This window comes from Shinella pollutisoli, from assembly GCF_024609765.1.
Lineage (GTDB): Bacteria > Pseudomonadota > Alphaproteobacteria > Rhizobiales > Rhizobiaceae > Shinella > Shinella pollutisoli.
Window position 1 is genome coordinate 87,204 of sequence record NZ_JANFDG010000008.1, and the last position, 12,545, is coordinate 99,748.

At 65.8% G+C, this 12,545-nt stretch carries 11 protein-coding genes; all 11 read left to right on the plus strand.

Annotated elements, in window-relative coordinates; all coding sequences use genetic code 11:
- Window positions 1-493 precede the first annotated feature (493 nt).
- Entirely contained in the window at window positions 494-1,273 is a 780-nt protein-coding gene (locus NNZ72_RS08740; RefSeq protein WP_257314903.1) for a succinate dehydrogenase iron-sulfur subunit, read from the plus strand.
- A 145-nt stretch (window positions 1,274-1,418) separates the two neighbouring features.
- Complete coding sequence (locus tag NNZ72_RS08745; RefSeq protein ID WP_257314904.1) at window positions 1,419-1,952, plus strand: protease inhibitor Inh/omp19 family protein; 534 nt, start codon at window positions 1,419-1,421, stop codon at window positions 1,950-1,952.
- 34 nt (window positions 1,953-1,986) lie between these two features.
- A complete protein-coding gene (zapE, locus tag NNZ72_RS08750; protein WP_257314905.1) occupies window positions 1,987-3,180 on the plus strand; it encodes a cell division protein ZapE in 1,194 nt (397 codons plus the stop codon).
- Between the two features lie 174 nt (window positions 3,181-3,354).
- Window positions 3,355-4,317: a malate dehydrogenase gene (mdh, locus tag NNZ72_RS08755; protein ID WP_257314906.1), complete on the plus strand. Its 963-nt coding sequence runs from the start codon at window positions 3,355-3,357 to the stop codon at window positions 4,315-4,317.
- 13 nt (window positions 4,318-4,330) lie between these two features.
- A complete protein-coding gene (sucC, locus tag NNZ72_RS08760; RefSeq protein ID WP_257314907.1) occupies window positions 4,331-5,527 on the plus strand; it encodes an ADP-forming succinate--CoA ligase subunit beta in 1,197 nt (398 codons plus the stop codon).
- A 5-nt stretch (window positions 5,528-5,532) separates the two neighbouring features.
- A complete protein-coding gene (gene sucD, locus NNZ72_RS08765; RefSeq protein WP_257314908.1) occupies window positions 5,533-6,435 on the plus strand; it encodes a succinate--CoA ligase subunit alpha in 903 nt (300 codons plus the stop codon).
- Between the two features lie 262 nt (window positions 6,436-6,697).
- Window positions 6,698-9,694, plus strand: a complete 2,997-nt coding sequence (locus NNZ72_RS08770; RefSeq protein WP_257314909.1) for a 2-oxoglutarate dehydrogenase E1 component — start codon at window positions 6,698-6,700, stop codon at window positions 9,692-9,694.
- Between the two features lie 52 nt (window positions 9,695-9,746).
- Window positions 9,747-10,967: a 2-oxoglutarate dehydrogenase complex dihydrolipoyllysine-residue succinyltransferase gene (gene odhB, locus NNZ72_RS08775; protein WP_257314910.1), complete on the plus strand. Its 1,221-nt coding sequence runs from the start codon at window positions 9,747-9,749 to the stop codon at window positions 10,965-10,967.
- 12 nt (window positions 10,968-10,979) lie between these two features.
- The gene (locus NNZ72_RS08780; protein WP_257314911.1) at window positions 10,980-11,384 is read left to right on the plus strand and encodes an MAPEG family protein; all 405 of its coding nucleotides are present in this window, start codon (window positions 10,980-10,982) and stop codon (window positions 11,382-11,384) included.
- Window positions 11,385-11,483: 99 nt separating this feature from the next.
- A complete protein-coding gene (locus tag NNZ72_RS08785) occupies window positions 11,484-11,906 on the plus strand; it encodes a VOC family protein (protein WP_257314912.1) in 423 nt (140 codons plus the stop codon).
- Window positions 11,903-12,544, plus strand: coding sequence for a LysE family transporter (locus NNZ72_RS08790; RefSeq protein WP_257314913.1), 642 nt, complete (start codon window positions 11,903-11,905; stop codon window positions 12,542-12,544). Before NNZ72_RS08785 ends, NNZ72_RS08790 begins: the two co-directional genes overlap by 4 nt.
- Window position 12,545: the final 1 nt, after the last annotated feature.

Genomic DNA, 12,545 nt, shown 5'->3' on the forward strand with positions numbered 1-12,545 from the left:
GTCAATATAGAGATTGAATCATCAAGAGGTAATATACCCTCTATAGATGAATTTCTTTATATGAAGGAAAGATATGTTTATGTAATTGAAACACCTAGAGAGTTACCGATTGGCTACAAGAATGGCACATCGAATGTTTGCTATATCGACTCCTCAGGACGATCAAGTGAACGGAAATCGAGAATAAGCAACCATGCCCTCGGATGGATATCAAAATTTTTGATACTTACTCCAAGCCTAAAAAGCTTCAAGATTTCCTATTGTTACCCCCGGAGGAAAAATTTTCCTAACGCATACAAGGATATCGAAGCTTTTCTAATCAATGAGTTTCACGAGACATTCGGTTCGACTCCATTATTTAATAAGCGGACTGAAAGAGAACTCGGTGACTACGACATTGAATTGAATTGCTCCTTCCTTAATAAATCGCGAGCTGAGGCGAAGATCACTGCCTTTGGGCTCGCGGATGATGTGGCGATAGAGGAGTAGAAACATGGTTGAACTCGCTCTCCCGAAGAACTCGCAGATCACCGAAGGCAAGGTCTGGCCGAAGCCGGAAGGCGCCGCCAACACGCGGGAACTGCGCATCTACCGCTGGAACCCGGACGACGGGAAGAACCCCTCGGTCGACACCTTCTACATCGACGTCGACGACTGCGGCCCGATGGTGCTCGACGCGCTGCTCTACATCAAGAACAGGATCGACCCGACGCTGACGCTGCGCCGCTCCTGCCGCGAGGGCATCTGCGGCTCCTGCGCCATGAACATCGACGGCACCAACACGCTCGCCTGCACCAAGGGCATGGACGAGGTGGACGGCACGATCCGCGTCTATCCGCTGCCGCACATGCCAGTGGTGAAGGACCTCGTGCCGGACCTCACCAACTTCTACGCCCAGCACCGCTCGATCGAGCCCTGGCTCAAGACGGTCTCGCCGACGCCCGCCAAGGAATGGAAGCAGAGCCACGGGGACCGCCTCAAGCTCGACGGCCTCTACGAGTGCATCCTGTGCGCCTGCTGCTCGACCTCCTGTCCGAGCTACTGGTGGAACGGCGACCGCTATCTCGGCCCCGCCGTGCTGCTGCAGGCCTACCGCTGGCTGATCGACAGCCGCGACGAGGCCAAGGGCGAGCGGCTCGACAACCTCGAAGATCCGTTCCGCCTCTACCGTTGCCACACGATCATGAACTGCGCCCAGGCCTGCCCGAAGGGGCTCAACCCGGCCAAGGCGATCGGCGAGATCAAGAAGATGATGGTCGAGCGCCAGCTCTGACCCGACGTGATGGGCATTCACGAAACGTGAGGGGCGCGGCCGGCAAATCTGGCCGCGTCGTCTTGATTCGGGTAGACGATTCACGTTAATTCGACAAGAATTGCTGCACGGCAGCAGTATCCGGCAGGAGATCAGGAGTTTCGGCATGCGGATTGTACATGTGGCGGGCGGATTGATGGTTGCGCTTGCTCTGGCCGGCTGCCAGCGAACCTCGATGAGCGGCATCAGTACACAGCAGACCGTGACGCCGCTGGAAGCCCAGCCGATCGGCACCGTCTCCTCCAGCCAGCTTCCCGACCCGACGACCGACACCTCGCAGTTCCCGGAGAAGCCCGCGACCGACATGGCGGCCGCGACGCCGACGGACGGCGCCGCCGACGCGGCCGCCGCCGGCGCGCTGGACGTGACCAAGGAGTCGATGGTCGGCAACTGGCGCGTCTCGAACGGCCCCTCCTCCTGCGACATGTTCCTGACGCTCACCAACCTCGGCAGCGGCTCGCGCGGCGGCACCCGCGGCTGCGCCGGCGAGCTGACGACGATGGGCTCGTGGGAAGTGGCCGGCAAGCAGGTCGTGCTGAAGGACCGCGGCGGCAACCCGATCGCCCGCCTCTACAAGACGGCCGACTCGCGCTTCGACGGCTCGACCAATTCGGGCCAGCCCGTCAGCCTCTCGCGCTGATCATTCTTCTCCAGGAAAACGGTAGCCTCCGCCCATGGGCAAGGACTGGGACAGGGTCTCGACGTATCCCGACCATGGCGTTTCGGACCGGCTCGAGGCCCTCGTCGCCGGCGGCGAGCTGAAGCCCGACGCCGCGCAGAAGGCGATCGCGCTGCGCTTCGACCGGCTGCTCGCCGAGGTCCACGCCCAGCGCCCGGCGCGCAAGTCGAGCGCGCTCGGCTGGCTCTTCGCCTCCCGCAAGCCGGCGACCGCCAGCGCCCCGCGGGGGCTCTACATCCACGGCGGCGTCGGGCGCGGCAAGACGATGCTGATGGACATGTTCTTCGAGCTCGCACCCGTCCGGCGCAAGCGCCGCGCCCATTTCCACGAGTTCATGGCCGACGTCCACGAGCGCATCCACAAGCACCGCCAGGCGCTGAAGGCGGGCGAGACGCGGCAGGCCGATCCCGTGCCGCCGGTCGCCGCAAGCCTCGTCGAGGAGGCGCGGCTCCTCTGCTTCGACGAGTTCTCCGTGACCGACATCGCCGACGCGATGATCCTGTCGCGCCTCTTCGGCGAGCTTTTCGCCCGCGGCTGCATTCTCGTGGCGACCTCCAACGTGGAGCCGGACGATCTCTACCGGGACGGGCTCAACCGCGGCCTGTTCCTGCCCTTCGTGTCCCTGCTGAAGCAGCATGTCGAGATCGTCGCCCTCGATTCCCTCACCGACTACCGGATGGAGAAGGACGCCGGCCTGCCCGTCTTCCGCCACCCGCTCGGCCCGGAGGCCGACATGGCGATGGACGCCGCCTGGATGCGCGCGACGGCCGGGAGACCGGCGGGTCCGGACACCATCTCCTTCCGCGGCCGCAGCATTCCCGTGCCGATGGCGGCGGGCCGGGCGGCGCGCTTCTCCTTCGCCGATCTCTGCGAAAAGCCGCTCGGCGCCGCCGACTACCTGGCGATCCTCTCGCGCTACGACACGCTCTTCCTCGACCGCATCCCGCCGCTCGGCGCCGACAAGCGCAACGAAACCAAGCGCTTCATCAACCTGGTCGACACGATCTACGACCAGCGCGCGCGCCTCTTCGCCTCCGCCGCGGCAGGTCCGGAGGCGCTGCTCGTCACCCGCAGGGGCACGGAGGGCTTCGAATTCGACCGAACGGTGTCGCGGCTGATGGAGATCCGCAGCACGGAATATCTCGCCGACCACCGCGCGCGATATGACGTTCCGACGACGGATCGATGACGGAAATTCTTACGTTTACGTAAGAAAAAGTACATCTAACCGATTGAAATACCTCACATCCAAAGTATTGGTTGAATTTTAAGGCATTGGGGTTTAATGGCTTGCGCCGAAAGGTCCCTCGTTTGCGACATCTTGGCACACGGTGGACCGCAGTCGGAGCAAGAGGAAACTTTCATGGCCCGCAGGAAGATCGCACTTATTGGTTCTGGAATGATCGGTGGTACGCTGGCGCATCTGGCCGGCCTGAAGGAATTGGGCGACATCGTCCTCTTCGACATCGCCGACGGCATTCCGCAGGGCAAGGGCCTCGACATCGCCCAGTCCTCGCCGGTCGAGGGCTTCAACGCCTCGCTCACCGGGGCCAGCGACTATGCGGCCATCGAAGGTGCGGACGTCTGCATCGTCACCGCCGGCGTCGCCCGCAAGCCGGGCATGAGCCGCGACGACCTGCTCGGCATCAACCTCAAGGTCATGGAACAGGTCGGCGCCGGCATCAAGAAATATGCCCCGAACGCCTTCGTCATCTGCATCACCAACCCGCTCGACGCGATGGTCTGGGCCCTGCAGAAGTTCTCCGGCCTGCCGAAGAACATGGTCGTCGGCATGGCCGGCGTGCTCGACTCCGCCCGCTTCCGCCTCTTCCTCTCGGAGGAATTCAAGGTCTCCGTCCAGGACGTCACCGCCTTCGTGCTCGGCGGCCACGGCGACACGATGGTGCCGCTCGCCCGCTACTCCACCGTCGCCGGCATCCCGCTGACCGACCTCGTCAAGATGGGCTGGGTCACCAAGGAGCGCCTGGAGGAGATCATCCAGCGCACCCGCGACGGCGGCGCCGAGATCGTCGGCCTGCTCAAGACCGGCTCGGCCTACTACGCCCCGGCGGCCTCGGCGATCGAGATGGCCGAATCCTACCTCAAGGACAAGAAGCGCGTGCTGCCCTGCGCGGCCTACCTCTCCGGCCAGTACGGCGTGAAGGACATGTATGTCGGCGTGCCCACCGTCATCGGTGCCGGCGGCGTCGAGCGCATCGTCGAGATCGACCTCAACAAGGCCGAGCAGGAAGCCTTCGACAAGTCCGTCGGCGCCGTCGCCGGCCTCTGCGAAGCCTGCATCAACATCGCCCCCGCGCTGAAGTAATAGGACCTCTCCCATGAACATCCATGAATACCAGGCCAAGGCTCTGCTGAAGAGCTTTGGCGCGCCGGTCGCCGAAGGGGTGGCCATCTTCTCCGCCGACGAGGCGGAAGCCGCCGCGAAGAAGCTTCCCGGCCCGCTCTACGTGGTCAAGAGCCAGATCCACGCCGGCGGCCGCGGCAAGGGCAAGTTCAAGGAACTCGGCCCCGAGGCGAAGGGTGGCGTGCGCCTTGCCAAGAGCATCGACGAGGTCGTCGCCAACGCGAAGGAAATGCTCGGCAACACGCTCGTCACCAAGCAGACCGGCCCCGCCGGCAAGCAGGTGAACCGCCTCTACATCGAGGACGGCGCCGACATCGACCGCGAGCTCTACCTGTCGATCCTCGTCGACCGCTCGGTCGGCCAGGTCGCCTTCGTCGTCTCCACGGAAGGCGGCATGGACATCGAGACCGTCGCCCACGACACGCCGGAGAAGATCGTCACCGTCGCGATCGACCCGGAGGCGGGCGTCACCGCCGAGAACCTCAAGGTGCTGACCGAGGCGCTGAAGCTGGACGGCGAGGCGAAGGCCGACGCGGAGAAGCTCTTCCCGATCCTCTACAAGGCCTTCGTCGAGAAGGACATGAGCCTTCTGGAAGTGAACCCGCTGATCGTCATGAAGAACGGCCGCGTGCGCGTCCTCGACGCCAAGGTCTCCTTCGACGGCAACGCGCTGTTCCGCCATGAGGACATCGTGGCCCTGCGCGACACGACCGAGGAGGACGAGAAGGAGATCGAGGCCTCCAAGTACGACCTCGCCTATGTGGCGCTCGACGGCAACATCGGCTGTATGGTCAACGGCGCCGGCCTTGCCATGGCGACCATGGACATCATCAAGCTCTACGGCGCCGAGCCCGCCAACTTCCTCGACGTCGGCGGCGGCGCCAGCAAGGAGAAGGTGACGGCGGCCTTCAAGATCATCACCGCCGACCCGGCCGTGAAGGGCATCCTCGTCAACATCTTCGGCGGCATCATGAAATGCGACGTCATCGCCGAAGGCGTGCTCGCGGCCGTCAAGGAAGTCGGCCTCAAGGTGCCGCTCGTCGTGCGCCTCGAAGGCACCAATGTCGAGCTTGGCAAGAAGATCATCAACGAATCGGGCCTCAACGTCATCTCCGCCGATGACCTCGACGACGCCGCCCAGAAGATCGTCGCCGCCGTGAAGGGAGCCTGAGAACCATGTCGATCCTCGTCAACAAAGACACCAAGGTCCTCGTCCAGGGCCTGACCGGCAAGACCGGCACCTTCCACACCGAGCAGGCGCTCGCCTATCACGGCACCAAGATGGTCGGCGGCATCCACCCCTCCAAGGGCGGCACGAACTGGACCGGCTCCAAGGGCGAGACCCTGCCGATCTTCGCTTCCGTCGCGGAAGGCAAGGAGAAGACCGGCGCGAATGCCTCGGTCATCTACGTGCCGCCGGCAGGGGCCGCCGCCGCGATCATCGAGGCGATCGAGGCGGAGATCCCGCTGATCGTCTGCATCACGGAAGGCATCCCGGTCGCCGACATGGTCAAGGTCAAGGCCAGGCTCGACCGGTCGTCCTCGCGCCTCATCGGCCCGAACTGCCCCGGCGTGCTGACGCCGAACGAATGCAAGATCGGCATCATGCCGGGCAACATCTTCAAGAAGGGCTCGGTCGGCGTCCTCTCGCGCTCGGGAACCCTGACCTATGAAGCCGTGTTCCAGACCTCGAACGAGGGCCTCGGCCAGACGACGGCCGTCGGCATCGGCGGCGACCCGGTCAAGGGCACCGAGTTCATCGATGTCCTGGAAATGTTCCTCGCCGACGACGAGACCCAGTCGATCATCATGATCGGCGAGATCGGCGGCTCGGCCGAAGAGGAAGCGGCACAGTTCCTCAAGGACGAGGCGAAGCGCGGCCGCAAGAAGCCGATGGTCGGCTTCATCGCCGGCCGCACCGCCCCTCCCGGCCGCACCATGGGCCACGCAGGCGCCGTGATCTCCGGCGGCAAGGGCGGCGCCGAGGACAAGATCGCGGCGATGGAAGAGGCGGGCATCCGCGTCTCCCCCTCGCCGGCGCGCCTCGGCAAGACGCTGGTGGAAGTGCTCAAGGGCTGACCGGCAAAGCACAGGAGCCCCCTCGTCCGGCCCCTCGGGCCACCTTCTCCCCGGCGGGGAGAAGGAGATCGGAGACCTTGGCGAGTGTCACCTCTCCCCTCGGGGAGAAGGTGCCGGCAGGCGGATGAGGGGCTGACAAGCAGGAAAGGCCGGTTAAGATCATCGGCCGATCCGTCTCTACCCGGCCTCGGCCGGGCGGCAAGCCGGGGATAATCCGGTCAACACGATCGTTCGGGAGGCGGGTCCACGCCCGCAAGACACCATGGCACGGCAAGACGCCAACGAGCAATTCCTCGCCACCTCCTTCCTCGACGGGGCGAACGCGGCCTATATCGAGCAGCTCTACGCCAGGTACGAGGCCGATCCCGCCTCGGTCGGCGCGGAGTGGCAGGCCTTCTTCAAGTCGCTGGAGGACCAGCCTTCCGATGTGGTGAAGGCCGCCCGGGGCGCCTCCTGGAAGAAGCCCAACTGGCCGATCGCCGCCAACGGCGAGCTCGTCTCCGCGCTCGACGGCAACTGGGGCGTCGCCGAGCAGGTCATCGAGAAGAAGGTGCGGGCGAAGGCGGAAGCCGCGGCCGCCCAGACCGGCGCGCCCGTCGACCAGGCGGCCGTCAACCAGGCGGCGCGCGACAGCGTGCGCGCCATCATGATGATCCGCGCCTACCGCGCCCGCGGCCACCTGCACGCCAATCTCGACCCGCTCGGCCTCGCCGACCCGGTGGAGGACTACGACGAGCTGTCGCCGAAGAGCTACGGCTTCACCGAGGCCGATCTCGACCGCAAGATCTTCATCGACAACGTGCTCGGCCTCGAATACGCGACCGTGCGCGAAATGGTCGACATCCTCACGCGCACCTACTGCTCGACCATCGGCGTCGAGTTCATGCACATCTCCAACCCCGAGGAGAAGGCCTGGATCCAGGAGCGCATCGAGGGGCCGGACAAGGGTGTCGACTTCACGCCCGAGGGCAAGAAGGCGATCCTGCAGAAGCTGATCGAGGCGGAAGGCTTCGAGCAGTTCATCGACGTCAAGTACAAGGGCACGAAGCGCTTCGGCCTCGACGGCGGCGAGTCGCTGATCCCGGCGCTGGAGCAGATCACCAAGCGCGGCGGCCAGCTCGGCCTCAAGGAGATCGTGCTCGGCATGGCCCACCGCGGCCGCCTCAATGTGCTGACCAACGTGATGGCCAAGCCTCACCGCGCCGTCTTCCACGAGTTCAAGGGCGGCTCCTACGCGCCGGACGACGTGGAGGGCTCGGGCGACGTGAAGTACCACCTCGGCGCCTCCTCGGACCGCGAGTTCGACGGCAACAAGGTGCACCTGTCGCTGACGGCCAACCCCTCGCATCTCGAGATCGTCAACCCGGTCGTCATGGGCAAGGCCCGCGCCAAGCAGGACGTGATGGCGACCGTCTTCGAGGGCGACATCATCCCGCTGCGCGAGCGCGTCAAGGTGCTGCCGCTGCTGCTCCACGGCGACGCCGCCTTCGCCGGCCAGGGCGTCGTGGCCGAGTGCCTCGGCCTTTCCGGCCTGCGCGGCCACCGGGTCGCCGGCACGCTGCATTTCATCATCAACAACCAGATCGGCTTCACCACCAATCCGGCCTTCTCGCGCTCGTCGCCCTATCCGTCCGACGTCGCCAAGATGATCGAGGCGCCGATCTTCCACGTCAACGGCGACGACCCGGAGGCGGTCGTCTATGCCGCGAAGGTGGCGACCGAGTTCCGGATGAAGTTCCACAAGCCGGTCGTCATCGACATGTTCTGCTACCGCCGGTTCGGCCACAACGAGGGCGACGAGCCGGCGTTCACGCAGCCGAAGATGTACAAGGCGATCCGCGCCCACAAGACGGTCGTGCAGCTCTACAGCGAGCGGCTGATCGCCGAGGGCCTGATCACCGAGGGCGAGTTCGAGAAGATGAAGGCCGACTGGCGCGCCAACCTCGAGCAGGAATTCGAGGCCGGCCAGTCCTACAAGCCGAACAAGGCCGACTGGCTCGACGGCGCCTGGTCCGGGCTTCGCACCGCCGACAACCAGGACGAGCAGCGCCGCGGCAAGACCTCCGTGCCGATGAAGCAGCTGAAGGAGATCGGCCGCAAGCTCTCCACCATCCCGGAGGGCTTCCACGCCCACCGCACCATCCAGCGCTTCATGGACAACCGCGCGCAGATGATCGAGACCGGCGAGGGCATCGACTGGGCGATGGCCGAGGCGCTCGCCTTCGGCACGCTCTGCGTCGAGGGCACGAAGATCCGCCTCTCCGGCCAGGACTGCGAGCGCGGCACCTTCTCGCAGCGCCACACGGTGCTCTACGACCAGGAGACCGAGGAGCGCTACATCCCGCTCGCCAACCTCTCGCCGACCCAGGCCCGCTACGAGGTCATCAACTCGATGCTCTCCGAAGAGGCCGTGCTCGGCTTCGAATACGGCTACTCGCTGGCGCGGCCGAACGCGCTGACGCTGTGGGAAGCGCAGTTCGGCGACTTCGCCAACGGCGCGCAGGTCGTCTTCGACCAGTTCATCTCGTCGGGCGAGCGCAAGTGGCTGCGCATGTCGGGCCTCGTCTGCCTCCTGCCGCACGGCTACGAGGGCCAGGGACCGGAGCACTCCTCCGCCCGCCTGGAGCGCTGGCTGCAGATGTGCGCCGAGGACAACATGCAGGTCGCCAACGTCACGACGCCGGCGAACTATTTCCACATCCTGCGCCGCCAGGTGAAGCGCGACTTCCGCAAGCCGCTGATCATGATGACGCCGAAGTCGCTGCTGCGCCACAAGCGCGCCGTCTCGTCGCTGTCGGAGATGGCGGGCGACACCTCCTTCCACCGCCTGCTCTGGGACGACGCCGAGGTCATCAAGGACGGCCCGATCAAGCTGCAGAAGGACGCGAAGATCCGCCGCGTCGTCATGTGCACCGGCAAGGTCTACTACGACCTCCTGGAGGAGCGCGAGAAGCGCGGCATCGACGACATCTACCTCCTGCGCCTGGAACAGCTCTATCCGTTCCCGGCCAAGGCGCTGATCAACGAGCTCTCCCGCTTCCGCAACGCCGAGATGGTCTGGTGCCAGGAGGAGCCCAAGAACATGGGCGCCTGGGCCTTCATCGATCCCTATCTGGAATGGGTGCTCGCCCATATCGACGCCAAGTACCAGCGCGTGCGCTACACCGGCCGCCCGGCCGCGGCGTCGCCCGCGACGGGCCTGATGTCGAAGCACCTCGCGCAGCTCGCAGCCTTCCTCGAGGACGCGCTGGGCGGCTGAGCCGCCCCGCCCTATGTAACCACGATAAAGAATCACGAACGGAACCTAACTCATGGCTACCGAAATCCGCGTCCCCACCTTGGGCGAATCCGTCAGCGAAGCGACCGTCGGCACCTGGTTCAAGAAGGTCGGCGACACGATCAAGGCCGACGAGCCGCTCTGTGAGCTCGAAACCGACAAGGTGACGATCGAGGTGCCGGCCCCCGCCTCCGGCGTGCTGTCGGAGATCACCGCCAATGCCGGCGAAACCGTCGCCCCGGGCGGCCTGCTCGGCCAGATCGCCGAGGGCGCCTCCGCCGGCGCCGCAGCACCCGCCGCCGCCGGGAAGAAGGCCGAGGCCGCGCCCGCCGCTGCGCCCGCGGCCGCCGCTTCCTCCATGCCGCCGGCGCCCGCCGCCGCCAAGATGCTCGCGGAGAACAATCTCTCCGCCGATCAGGTCGAAGGCTCCGGCAAGCGCGGCCAGGTGCTGAAGGGCGACGTCATCGCCGCCGTCACCCGCGGCGCGACCGCGGCCGCCACCCCGGCCGAGCCGGTCAAGGTCGCCGCCCGCGCGCCCTCCTCCGAGGCGGACGCGCCGCGCGAGGAACGCGTGAAGATGACGCGCCTGCGCCAGACCATCGCCCGCCGCCTCAAGGACGCGCAGAACACCGCCGCCATGCTCACCACCTACAACGAGGTGGACATGAAGGCGGTCATGGACCTCCGCAACCGCTACAAGGACCTGTTCGAGAAGAAGCACGGCGTCAAGCTCGGCTTCATGGGCTTCTTCACCAAGGCCGTGACCCACGCGCTGAAGGAGCTGCCGGCCGTCAACGCCGAGATCGACGGCACCGACATCATCTACAAGAACTACTGCCACATCGGGGTGGCCGTCGGCACCGACAAGGGTCTCGTCGTGCCGGTCGTGCGCGATGCCGACCAGATGTCGATTTCCGAGATCGAGAAGGAGATCGGCCGCCTCGGCAAGGCCGCGCGCGACGGCGAGCTTTCCATGGCCGACATGCAGGGCGGCACCTTCACCATCTCCAACGGCGGCGTCTACGGCTCGCTGATGTCCTCGCCGATCCTGAACGCCCCGCAGTCCGGCATCCTCGGCATGCACAAGATCCAGGAGCGGCCCGTCGTGGTCGGCGGCCAGATCGTCATCCGCCCGATGATGTATCTGGCGCTCTCCTACGACCACCGCATCGTCGACGGCAAGGAGGCCGTCACCTTCCTGGTGCGCGTCAAGGAAAGCCTGGAAGATCCGGAACGGCTGGTGCTCGATCTCTGAGAGGAGGCTCCCATGGAGGCGGCATCTTCGCCCCTTCTCCCGCTTCTCGCATGGAGCGTGCTGCTGCTCGTCCTCCATGTCGGGCTCCAGGGCATGCTCGCCACGAAGGAGCTCGGCGCCGAGTGGAACGCCGGCCCGCGCGACGACGCGCGCAAGCCGGCCGGCAAGCTCACCGGCCGCGCCGCGCGCGCCTCGGCGAATTTCCGCGAGACCTATCCCGCCTTCGTGGCGCTTTCGCTGGCGCTGGCGGTTTCGGGCGACCCGTCCGGATGGGGACTTGCCGGCGCATGGTTGTGGTTCGCCGCCAGGCTGGTCTATCTTCCGCTCTACCTGGCGGGCATCCCCTATGTCCGGTCGCTCGTCTGGCTCGGCGCGCTCGTCGGTCTGCTGGTCATGGCGGGGGTCCTGATCCTCTAGGGCATGTCCGGCGCACCGGGATGCTCCGGGCTTTTGTTTAACCGCATGATCCGTCGCCGAAACGATAAGGCGGCCGGGCATGCTCCGGGAGACGCAGGCATGGCATTCACCGACATCCCTCCGCTCCAGCCGCATATCTGCGTCAGGGGCGGGCTCGAGGCGATCGCCTTCTACGAGCGGGCGTTCGGTGCGGCGAACACGTTCCGCCAGCTCGCCGAGGACGGCAGGCGCGTCATGCACGCCAATCTTTCCATCTACGGCGGCGAGGTTATGCTGCACGACGAGTTCCCGGAATTCGACATGTCCGTCAGCGCCCCGCCGACGATCGGCGGCACCGCCGTCGCCGTCAGCGTCAACCTGCCGGAGCCGGCGGCCGTGGACGCGGCCTTCGCGAAGGCGGTCGAGGCGGGCGCGCAGGGCCTGATGCCGCCCTCCGACACGTTCTGGGGCGCCCGCTACGCCCGCATCGCCGATCCCTTCGGTCACGTCTGGGCCTTCAACGCCCCGCTGGAGCAGACATGAGCAGCTACCTGATCGAACTCGCCTCGCTGATGGCGATCTTCGCCTTCGCCATCGTCTCGCCCGGCGCGGACCTCGCCATGGTCATGCGCCAGTCGCTCGTGCACGGGCGCCGCGCGGCCGTCGTCACCGCCTTCGGCATCGGCACGGCGCTGATGATGCACGTCACCTACACGATCCTCGGCCTGGGGCTGATCATCTCGCAGTCGATCTACCTCTTCAACATCGTCAAATGGTGCGGCGTCGCCTATCTGGTCTATATCGGCGTCAAGGCGCTCAGGGCCGGAAAGTCCGACCTGACCGTCGCACCGGCGGAGGCCGGCGAGACGAAGGCCCGCCAGTCGGCGCTCAAGGCCTTCAGCCTCGGCTTCCTCGCCAATGCGCTGAACCCCAAGGCCGTGTTCTTCTTCCTGTCGATCTTCTCGACGGTGGTCGGCGCCCATACGCCGATCCCGGTCAAGTTCGGCTACGGCCTCGTGATGGCGACCTGCCTCATCGCCTGGTTCGTCGGCGTGGCGCTGTTCATGACGACGCCGCGCATGCGGGCGGCCTTCTCGCGCATGAGCCGGTGGATCGACCGGGCGAGCGGCCTCGTCTTCATCGCGCTCGGCATCAAGCTCGCGACCGAGAAGGCGCACTGAG

What these genes read in the sequence shown, in the direction of transcription:
- NNZ72_RS08745 (WP_257314904.1), top strand. Translation starts at nt 1,419, where the DNA reads ATGCGGATTGTACATGTGGCGGGCGGATTGATGGTTGCGCTTGCTCTG.
- NNZ72_RS08780 (WP_257314911.1), top strand. Translation starts at nt 10,980, where the DNA reads ATGGAGGCGGCATCTTCGCCCCTTCTCCCGCTTCTCGCATGGAGCGTG.
- NNZ72_RS08770 (WP_257314909.1), top strand. Translation starts at nt 6,698, where the DNA reads ATGGCACGGCAAGACGCCAACGAGCAATTCCTCGCCACCTCCTTCCTC.
- NNZ72_RS08740 (WP_257314903.1), top strand. Translation starts at nt 494, where the DNA reads ATGGTTGAACTCGCTCTCCCGAAGAACTCGCAGATCACCGAAGGCAAG.
- NNZ72_RS08790 (WP_257314913.1), top strand. Translation starts at nt 11,903, where the DNA reads ATGAGCAGCTACCTGATCGAACTCGCCTCGCTGATGGCGATCTTCGCC.
- sucC (WP_257314907.1), top strand. Translation starts at nt 4,331, where the DNA reads ATGAACATCCATGAATACCAGGCCAAGGCTCTGCTGAAGAGCTTTGGC.
- zapE (WP_257314905.1), top strand. Translation starts at nt 1,987, where the DNA reads ATGGGCAAGGACTGGGACAGGGTCTCGACGTATCCCGACCATGGCGTT.
- NNZ72_RS08785 (WP_257314912.1), top strand. Translation starts at nt 11,484, where the DNA reads ATGGCATTCACCGACATCCCTCCGCTCCAGCCGCATATCTGCGTCAGG.
- mdh (WP_257314906.1), top strand. Translation starts at nt 3,355, where the DNA reads ATGGCCCGCAGGAAGATCGCACTTATTGGTTCTGGAATGATCGGTGGT.
- odhB (WP_257314910.1), top strand. Translation starts at nt 9,747, where the DNA reads ATGGCTACCGAAATCCGCGTCCCCACCTTGGGCGAATCCGTCAGCGAA.
- sucD (WP_257314908.1), top strand. Translation starts at nt 5,533, where the DNA reads ATGTCGATCCTCGTCAACAAAGACACCAAGGTCCTCGTCCAGGGCCTG.